The sequence below is a fragment of the Microcystis sp. BLCC-F210 genome (assembly GCF_042134685.1).
Taxonomy (GTDB): Bacteria; Cyanobacteriota; Cyanobacteriia; order Cyanobacteriales; family Microcystaceae; genus Microcystis; species Microcystis aeruginosa_D.
This window is the reverse complement of sequence record NZ_CP169647.1, coordinates 1,019,475-1,037,050: the sequence shown is the minus strand read 5'-3', so window position 1 is coordinate 1,037,050 and position 17,576 is coordinate 1,019,475. Positions and strand designations below refer to the sequence as shown.

General features: G+C 40.9%; 13 protein-coding genes. 8 read left to right on the top strand and 5 right to left on the bottom strand.

The annotated features are described in order from the left end of the window. Positions 1 to 46 precede the first annotated feature (46 nt). Both ACE3JL_RS05065 and ACE3JL_RS05060 read left to right on the top strand, forming a co-directional pair. The gene (locus ACE3JL_RS05065; protein ID WP_375328978.1) at positions 47 to 4,303 is read left to right on the top strand and encodes an amino acid adenylation domain-containing protein; all 4,257 of its coding nucleotides are present in this window, start codon (positions 47 to 49) and stop codon (positions 4,301 to 4,303) included. A gap of 481 nt (positions 4,304 to 4,784) precedes the next feature. Then, on the top strand, positions 4,785 to 5,264 hold the full coding sequence (locus tag ACE3JL_RS05060) for a hypothetical protein (RefSeq protein ID WP_375329583.1): 480 nt from the start codon (positions 4,785 to 4,787) through the stop codon (positions 5,262 to 5,264). A 172-nt stretch (positions 5,265 to 5,436) separates the two neighbouring features. Here the strand turns inward: ACE3JL_RS05060 and ACE3JL_RS05055 are convergent, their stop codons facing one another. The 4 genes from ACE3JL_RS05055 to ACE3JL_RS05040 all read right to left on the bottom strand — a co-directional run bounded on the left by ACE3JL_RS05055 (position 5,437) and on the right by ACE3JL_RS05040 (position 8,435). After that, positions 5,437 to 5,595, bottom strand: coding sequence for a microviridin/marinostatin family tricyclic proteinase inhibitor (locus ACE3JL_RS05055; protein WP_271989009.1), 159 nt, complete (start codon positions 5,593 to 5,595; stop codon positions 5,437 to 5,439). A gap of 265 nt (positions 5,596 to 5,860) precedes the next feature. Then, complete coding sequence (locus ACE3JL_RS05050) at positions 5,861 to 6,835, bottom strand: MvdD family ATP-grasp ribosomal peptide maturase (protein WP_375328977.1); 975 nt, start codon at positions 6,833 to 6,835, stop codon at positions 5,861 to 5,863. Further along, complete coding sequence (locus ACE3JL_RS05045) at positions 6,832 to 7,464, bottom strand: hypothetical protein (protein ID WP_375328976.1); 633 nt, start codon at positions 7,462 to 7,464, stop codon at positions 6,832 to 6,834. The genes ACE3JL_RS05050 and ACE3JL_RS05045 overlap by 4 nt, the downstream gene beginning before the upstream one ends. Further along, on the bottom strand, positions 7,458 to 8,435 hold the full coding sequence (locus ACE3JL_RS05040; protein WP_271992765.1) for an MvdC family ATP-grasp ribosomal peptide maturase: 978 nt from the start codon (positions 8,433 to 8,435) through the stop codon (positions 7,458 to 7,460). Before ACE3JL_RS05040 ends, ACE3JL_RS05045 begins: the two co-directional genes overlap by 7 nt. 262 nt (positions 8,436 to 8,697) lie before the next feature. On the opposite strand from ACE3JL_RS05040, the gene ACE3JL_RS05035 reads away from it, so the two are divergent. From ACE3JL_RS05035 to ACE3JL_RS05015, 5 genes are all read left to right on the top strand, one after another. Then, positions 8,698 to 9,486 carry a class I SAM-dependent methyltransferase gene (locus tag ACE3JL_RS05035; RefSeq protein ID WP_375328975.1) on the top strand — a complete coding sequence of 263 codons (789 nt, stop codon included), beginning with the start codon at positions 8,698 to 8,700 and terminating at the stop codon, positions 9,484 to 9,486. A gap of 38 nt (positions 9,487 to 9,524) precedes the next feature. Then, the gene (locus tag ACE3JL_RS05030) at positions 9,525 to 10,259 is read left to right on the top strand and encodes an SDR family oxidoreductase (RefSeq protein ID WP_375328974.1); all 735 of its coding nucleotides are present in this window, start codon (positions 9,525 to 9,527) and stop codon (positions 10,257 to 10,259) included. Positions 10,260 to 10,533: 274 nt separating this feature from the next. After that, positions 10,534 to 11,493 (top strand): HNH endonuclease, encoded by a 960-nt coding sequence (locus tag ACE3JL_RS05025; RefSeq protein ID WP_271992762.1) that lies wholly within the window; start codon positions 10,534 to 10,536, stop codon positions 11,491 to 11,493. A 23-nt stretch (positions 11,494 to 11,516) separates the two neighbouring features. After that, a complete protein-coding gene (dndC, locus tag ACE3JL_RS05020) occupies positions 11,517 to 13,118 on the top strand; it encodes a DNA phosphorothioation system sulfurtransferase DndC (protein WP_271992760.1) in 1,602 nt (533 codons plus the stop codon). 70 nt (positions 13,119 to 13,188) lie between these two features. Further along, positions 13,189 to 13,881 (top strand): M15 family metallopeptidase, encoded by a 693-nt coding sequence (locus ACE3JL_RS05015; protein ID WP_375328973.1) that lies wholly within the window; start codon positions 13,189 to 13,191, stop codon positions 13,879 to 13,881. Between the two features lie 326 nt (positions 13,882 to 14,207). Here the strand turns inward: ACE3JL_RS05015 and ACE3JL_RS05010 are convergent, their stop codons facing one another. After that, positions 14,208 to 14,612, bottom strand: coding sequence for a response regulator (locus ACE3JL_RS05010; protein WP_150975415.1), 405 nt, complete (start codon positions 14,610 to 14,612; stop codon positions 14,208 to 14,210). Positions 14,613 to 14,694: 82 nt separating this feature from the next. On the opposite strand from ACE3JL_RS05010, the gene ACE3JL_RS05005 reads away from it, so the two are divergent. Next, positions 14,695 to 17,373 (top strand): DNA topoisomerase (ATP-hydrolyzing) subunit A, encoded by a 2,679-nt coding sequence (locus tag ACE3JL_RS05005; protein ID WP_375328972.1) that lies wholly within the window; start codon positions 14,695 to 14,697, stop codon positions 17,371 to 17,373. The last annotated feature ends 203 nt before the right edge of the window (positions 17,374 to 17,576 follow it).

Sequence of the window (17,576 nt, the reverse complement as noted above, 5' to 3'; positions counted from 1 at the left end):
CGTGATTTAGAGCTAATTTAACAACAACTTTGGAGGCAATTGGTAAGTGAAAGTAGGAGAATTTTTAGCCTATTTAAAGGGTTTAGACATTAAACTATGGCTGGAAGGCGAAAAACTTCGTTTTCAGGCTCCCAAAGGGGTTATGACCCCAGAAATTAAAGAAGAAATCGCCGCCAAAAAACCTGAAATTTTGGCCTTTTTAAAAGCGGCTAAAATCCCGACTAATGCTGTTGATTTAGAGATTATTCCCGTGTCACGGGATCAGGATTTACCCCTCTCTTTTGCTCAACAACGACTCTGGTTTCTACAGCAACTTTCTCCCGATAGTCATTCCTATAATCTGTTAGACGCTTTACGGTTAGAAGGAAACCTCAATCTGTTGGCTTTAGAACAAAGTCTCAGTGAACTAATTCGCCGTCACGAAATTTTAAGAACCACTTTTCCTATGGTAGACGGGCAACCAATTCAGCGCATTGCTCCCCCTTCACCCGTCAGTTTACCCCTGGAAGATTTACAAAATTTATCAAAGAATGAACAAACAGAACATCTGCAAGAAATAGCGATTGCTTTCTCCTTAAAACCCTTTGATTTAGCCAAGGAATCATTAGTCCAATTTAAGTTACTTAAACTGGGTTCTCAAGAGTATGTATTGCTGTTGAAGATGCACCATATTATTTACGATGGTTGGTCTTTGAGCATCTTCTTTGGTGAATTATCTCAACTTTATGCGGCCTTTGTCCGGGGGTTGCCTTCCCCTCTCCCTGAATTATCGATTCAATACGCCGATTTTGCCGTATGGCAACGTCAATGGCTCACCGGTGAAGTCTTGGACCGTCAACTTAATTACTGGCAAAAACAGTTACAAGATGCGCCTACTATTTTAGAATTGCCGACGGATTATCCCCGTCCTCCAATTCCTAGTTTCCGGGGTGATGGACAGGTTTTTCGACTGAATCAAGACTTAACACAACGCCTCAAACGGTTAAGTCAAGAGTCAGGAGCAACGCTATTTATGACTTTACTGGCGGCCTTTTTTGTCCTAATTTCTCGTTATAGTGGTCAATTAGATGTTTTGGTGGGTTCTCCCATCGCTAATCGTAATAGTTCGGCAATTGAGAAATTGATGGGATTTTTTGCCAATACTTTGGCTTTAAGGGGTGATTTAGGGGGAAATCCCAGTTTTCTGGAGTTATTAGAACGAGTAAAGCAAACAACTTTATCAGCTTATGCTCATCAAGATTTGCCTTTTGAAATGTTAGTAGAAAAATTACAATTAAACCGAGATTTAAGTCATAATCCTTTGGTACAGGTAATGTTCTCACTGCAAAATACTCCCCAATCTGAGGCCAGTTTATCTGGCTTAAAGATGGAGAATTTGCCTTTATCTGTGGAGCTTAAAGCGCGATTTGATTTAGAGGTAAATTTTTGGGAAGTTTCTGATCGTTTAGAAGCGGTTTGGTGTTATAGTACCGATTTGTTTGCTGCTCGCACCATTAACCAAATGGGGCAACATTTTCAGAATCTCTTAGCTGTGATCGCAGCTAATCCCAATATGGGAATTTTTGAGTTATCGATGTTAAGTGATGCAGAACGTAATCAATTGTTATCATCGTGGAACGAAACTCATACAGATTATCCCTCTGATAAATGTATTCATCAGTTATTTGAAGAACAGGTAGAACGCACCCCCGACGCAGTAGCAGTTGTATATTCAGAGCAACAATTAACCTACAATGAATTAAATAATCGAGCTAATCAATTAGCCCATTACCTGCAAAAATTAGGAGTAAAACCAGAGGAATTAGTGGGGATTTGTCTAGAACGTTCTTTAGACATGATTGTGGGGTTACTAGGAATCTTAAAAGCTGGTGGTGCTTATGTTCCGATTGACCCAGATTATCCCCAAGAACGCATTAGCTTTATGCTCCAAGATACTCAGGTTAAAATAATATTAACCTGCGAATCTTTACAGACTTCCCTGCCAAATCATCAGGCTATTGTTATCTGTTTAGATAAAGATTGGTCACAAATTAATCAGGCAAGTCAGGAGAATCTTAACAGCGCAGTTTCTGCGGATAATTTAGCCTACGTTATTTATACTTCTGGTTCTACAGGTAAACCTAAAGGTGTTGAGGTTATTCATCGTAGCGTTAATCGTCTTTTGTTTGGCATAAATTACGCACATCTAGATGCAACACAAAGATTTTTACAAATGGCTCCCATTGCTTTTGACGCTTCTACCTTTGAGATTTGGGGCGCTTTATTACATGGTGCGAGATGTGTGATTTTTACGGAAGATATTCCTACCGCTACAAGTTTAAGAAATGCAATAGACAAACATGGCATTACTATTTTATGGCTAACGGCTGCTTTGTTCAATAAGATTATTGACGATGATTCCCAAGCTTTATCAGGAATTAAACAGCTACTAATTGGTGGAGAAGCACTTTCGGTTGCTCATGTTCATAAAGCACTAGAAACCTTGCCATTGACGCAAATTATTAATGGATATGGACCAACAGAAAGTACAACTTTTACCTGTTGCTATCTTATTCCTAAACAACTAGAGGCAACAATAAAGTCAATCCCCATTGGTTGTCCAATCTCCAACACACAGGTTTACATTTTAGATAACTATCTCCAACCTGTCCCGATTGGTGTAGTAGGAGAATTACATATTGGGGGTCTGGGATTAGCGCAGGGTTATCTCAATCGTCCCCAATTAACCCAAGAAAAATTTATCCCTAATCCTTTTGAGAAGGATGAAGTGATCCCCCCAACCCCCCTTAATAAGAGGGGCAATGAGCCGTCAAAAATATATAAAACGGGAGACTTAGCGCGTTATTTACCCGATGGTAATATTGAATATGTAGGACGGATTGACAATCAAGTAAAACTTCGCGGCTTCCGTATTGAATTGGGAGAAATTGAGGCTGTACTTAGTCAAAATCAGGCGGTACAGTCTTCATGTGTGATTGTTCGTGAAGACAATCCCAGAGAAAAACAGTTAGTTGCTTATATTGTGCCTAAGCTAGGAGTAAAGCTAACAAGTGGCGATTTGCGTCAATTTCTTAGCGATAAATTGCCCAGTTATATGGTTCCGGGTGCGTTTGTGCTGCTGGAGTTTTTCCCTTTAACAGCTAACGGAAAAATTGATCGCCGTGCGTTAAAAGCTCCTAGTAACCCCAGTGATTCAGACAGATTTATTGAAGCGCGTAATCAGTTAGAATTAAACCTCGTGCAAATTTGGTCAAAAGTGCTAAAGATTGACAAAATTAGCGTGCAGGATAACTTTTTTGATCTCGGTGGCCATTCCCTTTTAGCTCCTTATTTAATCACCCAAATTAAAGAACAGTTAGGCAAAGAAATTGCCGTAACTACAATATTTCAAAACCCAACTATTGAACAGTTAGCGACCATTATCCAAACCGAGGCAGATTCCTCTAACCAGTCTTGTTTAGTTCCCATTCAACCCCAGGGTTCAAAGCCGCCTTTCTTCTGTGTTCCAGGCGCTGGAGGAAGACCATTTTATTTTTACCATTTAGGACGTTGTTTAGGAAAAAATCAACCTTTCTACAGTTTTGAAAATGATCTCTATCAACAGTTTGGAGAAATCAGTCGCATTGAGGATATAGCCAGTATTTATCTTCAAGCCATGCAGGATTTACAACCCCAAGGACCCTACTTTTTGGGGGGACATTCCTACGGTGGTAATGTGGCTTTTGAAATGGCTCAACAGTTGGTTAATCAGGGTCAACAAGTGGCATTACTAGCAATCATTGATTCTTCAGCACCCACTTATAAAGACAAACAAATTTTGCTTGATTATATTAATTGGGATCATGCGCGGTGGTTAGCTGAAGTCAGCAAAGGTATCGAAGTTTATTTAGATAAAACCATCGATATTTCCTATAAAACTCTTCAAGTCTTAACAGTGGAGGAACAATTAAAATACGCCTTAAACTTTTTTAAACTGGCTAATATGCTTCCTCCCAATGCGGAAACTAGGCAGCTTGAAAAAATTGTCCAAGCCTATAAAAATAGCTGTTTATGTCTGATTGATTATCTCCCTAAACAGATTTATCCCGGTAAAATCACGATTATACGGGCCAGTGAGGAATTAGCTGATGATCCAAATAAAGATTTAATAGCTGGAGATTGCGAGGATTCCTCCTTAGGCTGGAGTGAATTTTCTACAGAGCCAGTTGAGATTCATTTCGTACTAGGAAATCATGTCTCGATTATGGTGGAACCCCATGTCCAGATTTTAGCCGAAGAATTAAAAGTTTGCCTTGAGATTTGATAGCAAACCCGTTTTTAAGTAAGTAGTCATGCAAAATAAATTTCCCAGTGAAGATAGGCAAGAGGCAATAGGCAAGAGGCAAAAGCTTCATCGAAGTGTGTAATTAATTTTGCTTAGGTACTTATGGTTAACTGCCAATTCAACTTTAAAAACTCAGTTATCAATTGTTTCTCCCCAATCTCCTCTATCTTTTAAACAGAATTTAATCTAAGAATTGACGACTTTCTACAAGTTGTGTGAACGGTAAGACTAATGTAGAATGCTGCAAGGCATCTGATTGCTAGACAGCCGATTTGTATTCTTTTGCCTTACCATGGATTTTATAAGTACCTAAGCAAAATTAATTACACATATCTAACCCCCTCTTGCCTTTTGCCTCTTGCCTTTTGCCTATCTTTACTAGGAAATTAATTTTGCACGACTACTTATGACTGAAATCCCGACCAACCAATCCAACCTAGTGATTTTAGGAGTCTCATCAATGACGGAAACTACTGAAACAGCCATTCCCAATGATTTTCTCGGAATTAATCCCACAGAAATCAACAAAAAACTTGTCTCCTGGGGAATTTCTCTGGATGAAGTTGTTCAAAAACTTGCTTCTCTTGGACTCCCCGGCATTATTTTTATTATTGCCGTTGCCGCCTCCAGCACTACTGCTTATCCTATGATTTACGCACTTTTTGGGTTAGGCAGTCCACTGGGACTAATTGGTGGACTTGGGGTCTTAGGCCTCTCTATCATTATTGGCGACATTGTGACGGGTTATGGCATTGAGGCACTGCTTAAAACGGTCTATCTAAAACGTCGTGAAACAGAAACTCAAGAATATCTCATCAATGAGGTGGAAGGTTTACCAATTTCTCAAGTTCTAAAACTTAACCTAAAAAAGGCTATTGAAGTCGAAATTGCTGCCGAAGAACCCGTTGCTCCCAAAGCAGTCGAAATTGCTGAAGAGTAGTTATAACTTAACTAAGCACTTTCTCCCTTCTCTACCCTGCTGCCTCCACCGGCCAATTGACTTGTTTAGCAAACCCTAAATGCAACAAAAAACCGCCATAAATCCTACTCCTGCTTGACTTATGGCGGCAGTTTATTTCTGTCTGAATTACTGAAAGCAATTTTTAAATTAATTAACTATCTTCCCAGTCAGAAGGCCATTTCCAAGTCCAAATGGGAGCCGGTTTAGAATCGGGGGGGGAATCGGGAGTCGGGGCCTCGTCTTGGTCCGCAGATAAAAAACGAGCAAAGAAGGGGATTGCTTTACTTTGTTCGGTATTGGGATAATTCATGGTCATTCCTAGTTTTGAGTGGCAGCTTTTTCAAGATAGCTGCGATTACCTTGTGATAGTAACATACATTGCCGTCTTACTCAAGTCAAATACTTACCTTACCCGCACTCCCATCGGTGACACTTATAGCGGTATTCAGAGTCATCATATCCGCAAATTTTCTTCCCTGTTCTCTGCTCCCCATTGCTAATTCAAAAGCGATAACTTCTGTCCCTCACCAGATAGGATAATTGCGATAAGATACTCTGACTCTGTATTGGTTGGTTTATGAGTTGACGAGGATTTCAGCGATCGCTTGGGAGATAGAAAAATAAGGAGGATAAAGTTCTAGCCAGAAAAACTCGCCAACGGGATTAATTTCTAAAAAGATATAACGTTCATCTGGTGTAACAATCATATCAATTGCACCATAATTAAGACCGAAATATTTCATTAATTCAAGTAGTTGTTTTTCAATAGTTTTCTGTAAATCGTAGGGTTGCCATTGTTGATGGAGCGCTCTTCCCTCTTTTCGCCAATCGTAGATAGCGCCGTCTAATTGTTGAGAATTAATCGCTGCCGTAAATATTTGTTCACCGACGATAGTAATGCGTAATTCCAAAGCTTTAGGAATGTTTTCCTGAAAAGTCATTGGACAAAATTGCAAACCTTCCAAATTATCTAGGTCTTTCTTAGTAACAGGACTGGTAAAAACAACCATTTCCTCTTGGTTGTCTCCATAAATAGCAAATTGAGAAAGCATTTTAGTCACAATTCCCGTCGCTTTAAACTCCTGAGCAAATTGCTTGACAGCTTCAGGATTATTAGAAGTTAAAGTCCCCGGAATTAATAAACCTAATTGTCGCGCCACTTGTAACTGCAATTGTTTATGATTAGCATGATCTACCTTAGCAATTGGATCAAGATGAAACCCAGATAAACTAGCAATCATTCCTCGAATACTTAACCGACATTCTTTAAGAGAAGCTTCGCGAAATTGACGATCCATCCCATCGGGTAATTTTTGTCCGTATCTCATGCGTCGATACCAGACAGCAGAAACTTCTTTTAGCTCTAATTTTTGGTCTCCATCGGTAATAATTCCGCCTTTTTTATACCCTGAGTAAAGATCAACTTTTACCTCTGTCGGGAAGCGATCAGTATCAAAACGGAAGGCTTTTTTACCCATGGTTTCTATGGCTTTGATTACCAGAGGAATACTTTCATTATCGTGGCTAAAAGTAACAAGTAAAACAGTCATAAATCTCCCTGATGATTTTGGATTTTGGATTGAGAATCCTGATGAGATTTGGGATTGAGAATCTTGATAATCCTAAAATCCTCAAAATCCCGATGAGATTGGGGATTGAGAATCTTGATAATCCTAAAATCCTCAAAATCCCGATGAGATTGGGGATTGAGAATCTTGATAATCCTAAAATCCTCAAAATCCCGATGAGATTGGGGATTGAGAATCTTGATAATCCTAAAATCCTCAAAATCCCGATGAGATTGGGGATTGAGAATCTTGATAATCCTAAAATCCTCAAAATCCCGATGAGATTGGGGATTGAGAATCTTGATAATCCTAAAATCCTCAAAATCCCGATGAGATTGGGGATTGAGAATCTTGATAATCCTAAAATCCTCAAAATCCCGATGAGATTGGGGATTGAGAATCTTGATAATCCTAAAATCCTCAAAATCCCGATGAGATTGGGGATTGAGAATCTTGATAATCCTAAAATCCTCAAAATCCCGATGAGATTGGGGATTGAGAATCTTGATAATCCTAAAATCCTCAAAATCCCGATGAGATTGGGGATTGAGAATCTTGATAATCCTAAAATCCTCAAAATCCTGATTAGGTTTTGGTTTGATTTTTAGCATACTAAAAAATCAGCGATCGCATTGGAAATAGGTAAATCTAAATCCCGTTCTAACATTCCCCACTCACCCCCCGGATTAACTTCTAAAAAAACGTATTCACCCCCAGGAGTTAAGATAAAATCAAAGGACCCAAAATTCAAACCTAAATTAGCCATAAAAATCTGAAGTTGCTGCAATAGTGAATCGGGTAAAGTATGATGTTGCCAAGCACCCGGATCAATACCCGGTCTTCGCCAATCTACGGCTGAATGATTATACTGAGAAGATTCTAAAGCACCCACAAATGTTTGTCCATTAACCACGACAATTCTCAATTCTAATTGTTTAGGAATTTCCGCTTGAAAAACCATAGGACAATAACGTAAAGATTCCGCTTCCTCAAGGTCTTCTGCTTTCACCCTACTGGTATAAAGAAAAAATTCTGGCGACTCCATACTATGAGCGATCGCAGTTAACAATTTACTAACCATTCGTCCCTGAACCTGGGAAAAAAACTCCCGGGCAGCATCAGGATTATTGGTCACTAAAGTAGGGGGAATAATCAAGCCAACTTCTGAGGCCAAACGAAGTTGTAATAACTTATTTTTAGCCTTCTCAATTTGCGCTAAATTATCTAACCAACGCGCTGACCTTAAACTATCCCAAAAACCAGCCAAAGTCGTCTGGGATTCTCGCACACAAGCCTCCCGAAACTGAGGGTCTAAATCCCCTGTTAGTTCAGGCTGCCAAATACGTCTTGTCCAAACAGATTGCACCTGTTCACTATCAATAGATTGATGGTTATAGGTTAATTGATAAAAACTTTTTTTCCCATTAAATTGGGCCGTTAGTTGAACCTCTAAGGGAAATTTATCAGTATCTAAGCGAAAAGGTGTTGCTCCTTTTTTTTCTATCGCCTCAGCCACGCGGTCAATAGTGAAAAAATCGCCACTATGGGTCAACAATAAAACAACTTTAGGCGATTCTTTCATATCAGCTAAAAATATCTATACGTTTACCTATTTTAATGCTCACAGGTCAATATTTATTGGTGTCAATAAATTCCTGTAAAAAGCCTAGATTTATTCAGATAATTTTGCTTGATTCAGGTATTCCAGTCCATAATAATCCTTCGTGGGACAAATGTCAAGCAGTTAACAGAAATTTCTTCCAGATCACTTTCTCCTTGTCCCCCTAAACCCAATCGTGTTAGACTAATGTAGTTTTCCTCCGAGAGAGTAAGTGACTGTAAAAATGGATAAAAGTGAATGGATTAGTAGATTTGATGATTTAATTTGTACTCCTTCGATTCGAGAGTTTTATGGTAAAAGAGAGTTTTTTAATGTCGGTTATTGGCTCTCCCATACCCAAGATCAACAGGAAGCATCCTGTACTCTGATGGAGAAACTTTTAGAATTTATTCCCAACAAACAGGGAACAATTCTTGATGTTGGGTGTGGTTTAGGAGCAACTACCCATTATCTTCTCAAATATTACCCATTGACAGCAATTGTGGGGATTAACATTTCTCCGACACAAATTGCCAGAAGTCTCTTGAATTTTCCCGAGGGTAAATTTCTGTTAATGGACGCAGTGGAGATGGATTTTGCCGATCATTCTTTTGAGCAAATTATTTGTGTAGAAGCGGCTTTTTATTTTAATACTAGACAGCAATTCTTACAAGAAGCTTGGCGAGTATTAAAGCCGGGGGGAACCTTAATTCTCTCAGATCTGAGTTTTGCCACAACAGAACTTTTAGGGGATTGGACAGTTCCCCAAGCAAACACGGTCAAAGATAGGGCAGAGTATCAAAATCTTTATCAACAGGCAGGGTTTAAAGATGTTCAATTTGTCGAGGTGACGGAGGAGTGCTGGTTCAGACATTTTCGCCATCTTAAGTCTTGGTTAACAGAGGAATTGCAATCGGGAAAATTAGACGAAGAAACCTATAATTTAAACCTTAAGCCTCTCGATAATTTGCTAAGTTCCTCGGCCATAACTTATTGGTTAGTTGCTGCCCAAAAGCCAGTCAATATACTGTAATAGTTGTCAGTTTTTCTTGAATTTTTGGAGACAAAAAAATGTTTGATTCCTTATCGGGTAAAAAAGTCGTTATTATTGGTGCAAGCTCCGGGATTGACCTAGCGATTGCTCGAAAATTGCTCTCCCTAGGGGCAAAAGTCGTGCTTTCCCATGCTTCTGAAGAGAAATTAGCTGCCGCTGTTGCCCTAATTTCGGGGGAGATTGAAGCCAAAACTGTTAATTTTTTACAAGAAGATTCTGTTAATACCTTTTTTGCAGAAATTGGCAACTTTGACCATTTAGTAGTCACCTCTCTGGGAGACAGAAATATGCCGCGAGCCTTATTAACTGAAATGACCACAGAAACGGCCCAGGGAGGTATGGATAAATTCTGGGCAACCTTTTTAGCAGTGCGCGGCTCCCTGAAAACTTTGGCCAAGGACGGTTCTATTACCCTGACATCCAGCGTCACTATGTTCAAATATTCCAAAATGGGCGGAATTTCTGTCATAGCCGCCGCTAATAGTGCCGTAGCCGTATTTGGACGCGCCCTCGCCCTAGAACTCGCTCCTATTCGCGTTAACGTTGTTGCCCCCGGATTAATAGAAGATACAAGCATCTGGACCAGTCAAGGTGATTCGGAACGCTCCGACCTGAGCAAATGGGCGGTTTCTGCTCTACCTGTCGAACATTTAGGGCAACCCGAAGAAATCGCCCTAGCAGTATTGAGTTTGATTATCAACCCCTATATGACCGGTGTGGTTTTACCCGTGGACGGTGGAGTTATTCTTTAAATCTCTAACCAGACTCAAACCCTCAACCCGGGAAAGTGATGCTAAATCCTGTTTAAAAGGTATAGGAGGGAGTGGGGAGCGGGTTTTTAAAGTTGGATTAAGGGTTGATCATAGTACATAAGTTCCGTAGTGTGCGATCGCTCGTTAGCCGCACTCGATTGATGTTATTATGACGACCTCTGTAAGCTTTCTATATTTTTCTATCTCGCTGGGATGTTTTTCTGTATGCTGGTAATAGTTTCCTTTTTTTACCCGCATATCTCCCCCCCCCCCTATGGTCGATAGTCTTCCCCTACGCAATTTAAAATATTATTGTGACTTATTTTCCAAAATTAAAGTCAATAAGTCTAAGCAAAGTGGTGAAGCACCTTATAAGCCTATCTTATTATTATCAGTAATTGAGTTAATTAGTGATTCTCAAATTCAAGACAATAAAATATATATTTCTGATGACTTAATCGATACTTTTGATAAGTATTGGAAGCGTTTAAACCCAGATACTTTTAAAGGTGGGTTAGCTTTACCATTCTTTCATCTAAAAAATGACGGATTTTGGAAGCTAAAGTTTAGTGATATTTATAGTGGTGGCCGTCCTCAAACTATTCCTAAAATTAGAGCAGATGTAGATTATGCGATTTTAGATCAGGAATTGTATAAACTTTTACAGGAACCGGAAGCTAGACGACAGCTAATTGATACTCTAATAGAAGCTTGGTTTTCTTCTAGTCAAAAGCAATTAGAAGATATTTTAGAAATTAATCAAGTCTTACAACAAAATGATGACACTGAACTAGATCGTAGCGTTTTAGATGCAGGAGAAACACAGATAAAATATTATTTTAGAAAGTCTATAGTTAGAGATGCGTTATTTCGCAAGTCAGTAGTCCATTTATACGATTATCAATGCTCTTTTTGCGGTCTTAAAGTAATCCACTCCTTGACACAAAGTATTGTCGATGGCGCACATATTAAACCTTTTGCCAGATTCTATGATAACCAGATAAACAATGGTTTATCTCTTTGTAAAAATCATCATTGGGCATTCGATCAAGGACTATTTACTATTGACGATCAATACAAAATTATGATTAGTAAAGACTTTCAAGAAATTTCTCCTAATGCTAAAGCCATTAAAGACTTTCATGGTATGAATATTTTATTACCCAATCTAGAAAATCACTATCCAAAACTTGAAGCTATCCAATGGCATCGTCAGAATATTTTTAGAAATTAGTTTATCTTTTTGTTGATAACATTATGCTTGAAAAAACAACTTCTATTTTTCCTAATCGTGCTATAGAGGAGTTCGTAGAAGATATCAAAAGTATTACTCAAGAAATACAAGAGTTATATTGTCTAGACAGTATTCCCTGGATCATAGGTGTATCTTGGGGAAAAGATAGTACGGCAGTTTTACAATTGGTTTGGAATGCGATCGCTAGTTTGCCAGAAGAAAAAAGACATAAAACAATTTATGTTATTACAACAGATACTTTGGTTGAAAATCCTATTGTTTCTGGTTGGGTTAACAAATGTATAAAAAAATTGGAAATAGCGGCGAAAGATCATCAAATACCTATTAAACCTTATCAGATCAATCCTTCTGTTAAGGAAACTTTTTGGGTTTGTTTGATTGGGAAGGGCTATCCTGCACCACGACGAGGATTTCGCTGGTGTACTGAACGGATGAAAATACAACCTGTTAATTATTTTATTCGAGATGTTGTTAGAGAAAATGGTGAGGCAATAGTTATTTTAGGTGCGCGAAAAACGGAAAGCTCCGCACGATCAGTAACCATAGAAAGACATAAAGTAGGGAGATTAAGGGAGCGTCTTAGTCCTCATACTCACTTGATTAATTCTCTTGTTTATACTCCCATAGAAGATTGGCGTACTGACGAGGTATGGATGTACTTAATGCAGTGGGAAAATCCCTGGGGAGGAGATAACAAAGAATTATTAGCAATGTATCGAGGAGCGACTGCGGATAATGAATGTCCCCTAGTGGTAGATACTTCCACTCCTAGCTGTGGAGATTCGCGCTTTGGTTGTTGGGTGTGTACGTTGGTGAATAAAGATAAATCGATGGAGGCAATGATACAGAATGACCAAGAAAAAGAATGGTTACAACCGCTTTTAGACCTTCGCAACGAATTAGATATAGAAGATGACCGACCAAAACGGGATTTTCGCCGTATCTTTGGGAAAGTACAATTATTTGAAAGAAACTTAAATGGAGAAATATCGATCGAACCCATACCGGGCCCTTATACTAAACAATGGCGAGAATATTGGCTGAGAAGGGTATTAGAGGCTCAGGAGAGCGTGCGTACTAATGCCCCAGAGGAGATGAAAGATATTACCCTAATTACCACGGAGGAACTCAGCGAAATTCGCCGGATTTGGAGGGAAGAAAAGCACGAATTTGATGACCAATTACCGAAGATTTATAAACAAGTGACTGGAGAAACTTTTCAAGACCCGCGACCGGGAGCGGATAATAATCTTTTGGGGAGTGAAGAATGGGATATACTCGCGGATATCTGTGCCGAGGATTCCATGCACCTAGAATTATTGGCTAAACTAATCGATACAGAACGTCAATATTTTCTCAAAATCTCTCGCAAGGGTATTTACAAAGATCTAGAAAAATGCTTTGAATCTAGTTCTCGTAGTAAAGAGGAAGCGATCGAAAATGCTCGTTATGTCTATGATCTAAAGAATGCCGCTCAAAGTGGCAATATTGCTCAGGTGAAAGAACAACTCAAAGAGAGTTTTAGTGAACCAGAAAAAGACCCACAAAAACAGTTAACTTGGGCCAGCATGAAATTCCCGACAACCGATGAGGAGGAGGAATAACGGGTTTATTGTACCCGTAAACTGGCGATCGAGTTGACCATCAATAAAATTACCATTTCCCGACCACGCGATGAAACCCTACCAAAAAATTCCTATTCGTGAATGTGGGGAACCCCTAGTACCTATACCCGCAGATAAGTTTGTTATCCCTTCTCCCCATGCTTACGAGAAATTGGGGGCTAATTATCGGGGTAAATCTCCCTATTTTTTGCGACAAGGGGTGTTAAATGCTCTGATTGACGCTCAAAACCGTCTGCAAGTCTATCAACCCGGTTGGCAAATTTTGATTTTTGATGCCTATCGACCGGTGGAAGTGCAACAATTTATGGTCGATTATACTTTTCAGACTCTCCTAGACACAAAAGGATTAGCCAAAGAGAAACTATCGGAGGCAGAAAGTCAAGCAATTTTAACAGAAGTTTACACTATTTGGGCAATTCCCAGCGATAATGCCGCCACCCCACCCCCCCATAGTACCGGAGCGGCGATCGATATTACCCTAGTGGACGAGAAGGGACAAGCCATCGACATGGGGGGAGAAATCGATGAGATCGGAGAGCGATCGCATCCCGATTATTACATCGCCGCAAAAAGCCCACGAGAACAGAGTTATCATCAAAAACGAGTTTTATTGGCGAAAGTGATGGAGGAGGCGGGATTTAGCCGACATAAGGGGGAATGGTGGCATTTTTCCCTAGGGGATCAGATGTGGGCCTGGTCGCTCGATCGAGCCTACGCCATCTATGGCAGAGTAGAGGATTAGGGAGATAGCTGTTAGGGACTTGCGCTTTGATAATGTACCTTTTGGGCGAACGCAGTTCGCCCCTACATTGTGGACAAAATCCGTTACTGTAGGGGCGCAATGCTTGCGCCCTCCGATCGCTCAGGTTTGCTGATCACCCTAAGTAGGGGGAGAGCCTTCGAGATGTTAGGGACTTGCGCTTTGATAATGTGCCATCTGGCTGGTCTGGTTCTTCTACAGAGCGATTTTCTGGCTGGGATATTATTCCTACGCAAGTCCCTTAGGAGTAAACTGAAAGCAGCTGATCTAGATCAATACTGATATACTAACAAAAGAAGACTCAAAGCTTAGACCGGCTTCTGATCGATAATCGCCAAAATTTGCTCAACAAAAGCTTGGTGATCAACCACTGGTTTAGAAATATAACCATCGGCCCGACTCTGCTTGAGAAAATTTTCTCGATCGCCTTCCATAGCGTGAGCGGTGACGAGAATAACAGGTAAATCGGCGGTTTCGGGGTTAGCTTTGAGAATTTGGCTGATTTTAATACCATCCACCGCTTTCCCTTCATAGACACTATGGGAGAGAGAGACATCCATTAAGATCACGTCCGCTTCCTTATCCCGAGCAATACGAAGCACTTCTTCCACATCTTCAGTCCCTTTGACCTCTAGACCACCTCGTTTGGTCAAAATTTTGGCAAAAACGCGAAAATTTATCGGGTCGTCTTCTACAATCAAAACAGTTGTCATAGGGATGCTCAGGGATAAACAAGGTTAAAAAGGGCAAAATGCCTTATGATTCACAGCTAGACAGATTAAAAACGAGAGACTCATGGCCAAACAACTGGATTTCTTAGCTAGTGGTCAAATTATACCCACGGCCTTACACCAAGAGATGGAACGCTCCTATCTAGAATATGCCATGAGTGTGATCGTGGGGCGAGCCTTGCCGGATGTACGGGATGGCTTAAAACCAGTCCATCGTCGCATATTATACGCTATGCACGAACTGGGTTTAACTCCCGATCGCCCTTTTCGCAAATGCGCGCGGGTGGTGGGGGATGTCTTGGGTAAATATCATCCCCACGGTGATCAGTCAGTGTACGAAGCACTGGTTCGTATGGTACAGGATTTTTCCAGTCGTTACCCACTTTTATCGGGCCATGGTAACTTTGGTTCGATCGATAACGACCCCCCGGCAGCCATGCGTTACACAGAAACCCGTTTGGCCGGCATCGGTGATCAGGCGGTTTTAGGGGGAATTAGCGAAGCGATCGTTAATTTTAGCAATAATTTTGATAATTCTCAACAGGAACCAGTTGTTTTACCCGCTCAGTTACCGATACTGATTCTTAATGGTTGTTCGGGTATTGCGGTAGGGATGGCGACTAATATCCCTCCCCATAATTTAGGGGAAGTGGTGGAAGGTTTAATCGCTTTGATCGATAATCCCGATTTAAGCGAGGAAAAGTTAGTAGAAATTATCCCTGGTCCCGATTTTCCCACGGGAGGCGAAATTTTAGATGATACCGGCATTCGCGAGGCCTATCGCACCGGTAGGGGGATTATTCCCGTGCGCGGAGTGGCGAAAACTGAAACCATTATCATTGAGGGCAAGCGCCGAAGGGAAAGGACGGCAATTGTGGTTACTGAGTTGCCTTTTCAGGTAAATAAGGCGGCATGGATTGAAAAAATCGCCGAATTAGTCAATTTAGGGAAATTGGAGGGAATTGCCGATATCCGCGATGAAAGCAATCGCGAAGGCATTCGGGTGGTGATTGAATTAAAGCGGGAAAGTCAACCGCAGCAGGTTTTGGCCGCTTTATACCAACAAACGGCGCTACAGACTAATTTCGGGGCGATTATCCTCGCTTTGGTCGATAATCAACCCCGGCAGTTGTCTTTAAAAGAAGTTTTACAGGAATTCTTGCGCTTTCGAGAAACGACTCTCACCCGTCAGTATGGCGATGAGTTGCAACAGGCCAGCGATCGCTTACACCTAGTGGAGGGTTTATTATTAGCTTTGCAGAATATCGATCGAGTGGTGGATATTCTCAAAAATGCTCCCGATGGGACGACGGCTAAGTATCGTTTTCAGGCAGAATTGGGCATTAGTGACCCTCAAGCTGATTCTATCTTGGCTATGCCCCTACGTCGTTTAACCGGTTTGGAAAGACAAAAGTTAGAGACGGAAGCGACGGAATTGCAAACAAAAATTCAACAGTTGGAAACTCTCCTCCATAACCGTCAGGAGTTTCTCAAGTCTCTGAAAAAAGAATTGCGCTCTTTAAAGAAAAAATTCGCCGATAGCAGACGGACAAAAATTCGCACCGGCAAGTCGGGGGACAGGAAACAGGAGACAGCAGGGAAGAAACAGGATTCTGTGGTGAAAAAACAGGAGACAGTCCCGATGAAAAAATTTTCACCCCCACAGACGAAAGAGGTTTCCTTACCTACACCCCACACCCCACACCCCACACCCCACACCCCACACCCCACACCCTCTTTCAAGGCAGAAGTTAAAAAACAGGAGAATAAAGTTAAGAAAAAGTCCGAGAGTGAGAATACACCCAGTTTAAGCCTATTTACGCCTCAAGAACCCCCAGAAAATGCGATTTTATTGCTTGATGCCGAAGATAAAATTAGTTGGACGACACCAGAAGAGCGAGCGCCAGACCAGGGTTTAATTATCTATCAACAGGCGATCGAAAAACGGGAAAATTTCCTAGTTATCCTCGATAATGCCAAAGCTTACCCGATTACGACCCGGGAAGTCCCCCCGCAAGCGAATCAACCAGTATTAATCTCTAGTCTGCTGACCAAAACCGCCCAAAAAGAGTCAGAAGCGGTGTTAAATCAATTTTTCTTGACAGAACCTCAAAAAAATCAAGAATTGCTTTTGCTGAGTCAACAGGGGCGAATAAAACGACTTCCCATCAATGAATTAGAGGGGGTTGGTAGTCGTGGTTTGTCCCTGATGAAATTGAAAGAAGACGATCGCCTATATGCTGCTATTTTTACTCACGAGGGCCAGGACTTAGCGATCGCCACCAGTAGCGGTCGGGTGTTGCGTTATCCCGTGCGCGAGGAATTATTGCCAATTATGGGTAAATCTGCACAGGGTGTAGGAATTTTGCGGTTGCGCTACGGGGAAAATCTGGCTGGCTGTGTTTCTCTCCCTCATCGGGAAAATCTGCTGCTGATTTCGGGATTAGGTTACGGGAAAAGACTGGCGATCGAGAATTTGCGCCTATCACAATTAGGCGATCTTGGTTCACCCGCTTTACAATTCGTTAACAAACAGGATAGTTTAGCGGCCATGGTAGCAGCCAGGGCGGGGAGTATAGTATTATTAAGTACCAATCAGAATCGAAAACTGTCCTTAGAGGTGGAAACTGTGACAGTTACGGGTAAAGACGGAACAGGTTCACAATTAGTCAAACTCAACCCCGAAGAAAAAATTATCAAAGCACAATTGTTACAGGACACATCGAATAAGAGATTTTTTTAACAAAGTTTCGGTCGAGGAAATCTCCCCGATATACAGTGGTGAAGAGGGAATAACTTTAAATAACTAACAAGAGGCTCCGTCACTCAAAATTTGATTTTTCGAGCTGTCCCATAAATAACGCCTTGGTTATTGAATAAAGTTAAACTTTTTTGCCCATCAACTTAAAAACTTGCGTTTTTTGGATCATCTTAGCATAGAGGACT

Bases quoted from the DNA above. Each gene is read 5' to 3' on its own strand.
- ACE3JL_RS05060 (WP_375329583.1), top strand. From the start codon at position 4,785: ATGACGGAAACTACTGAAACAGCCATTCCCAATGATTTTCTCGGAATT.
- ACE3JL_RS05055 (WP_271989009.1), bottom strand. From the start codon at position 5,595: ATGAATTATCCCAATACCGAACAAAGTAAAGCAATCCCCTTCTTTGCT.
- ACE3JL_RS05050 (WP_375328977.1), bottom strand. From the start codon at position 6,835: ATGACTGTTTTACTTGTTACTTTTAGCCACGATAATGAAAGTATTCCT.
- ACE3JL_RS05045 (WP_375328976.1), bottom strand. From the start codon at position 7,464: ATGCTAAAAATCAAACCAAAACCTAATCAGGATTTTGAGGATTTTAGG.
- ACE3JL_RS05040 (WP_271992765.1), bottom strand. From the start codon at position 8,435: ATGAAAGAATCGCCTAAAGTTGTTTTATTGTTGACCCATAGTGGCGAT.
- ACE3JL_RS05035 (WP_375328975.1), top strand. From the start codon at position 8,698: ATGGATAAAAGTGAATGGATTAGTAGATTTGATGATTTAATTTGTACT.
- ACE3JL_RS05030 (WP_375328974.1), top strand. From the start codon at position 9,525: ATGTTTGATTCCTTATCGGGTAAAAAAGTCGTTATTATTGGTGCAAGC.
- ACE3JL_RS05025 (WP_271992762.1), top strand. From the start codon at position 10,534: ATGGTCGATAGTCTTCCCCTACGCAATTTAAAATATTATTGTGACTTA.
- dndC (WP_271992760.1), top strand. From the start codon at position 11,517: ATGCTTGAAAAAACAACTTCTATTTTTCCTAATCGTGCTATAGAGGAG.
- ACE3JL_RS05015 (WP_375328973.1), top strand. From the start codon at position 13,189: ATGAAACCCTACCAAAAAATTCCTATTCGTGAATGTGGGGAACCCCTA.
- ACE3JL_RS05010 (WP_150975415.1), bottom strand. From the start codon at position 14,612: ATGACAACTGTTTTGATTGTAGAAGACGACCCGATAAATTTTCGCGTT.
- ACE3JL_RS05005 (WP_375328972.1), top strand. From the start codon at position 14,695: ATGGCCAAACAACTGGATTTCTTAGCTAGTGGTCAAATTATACCCACG.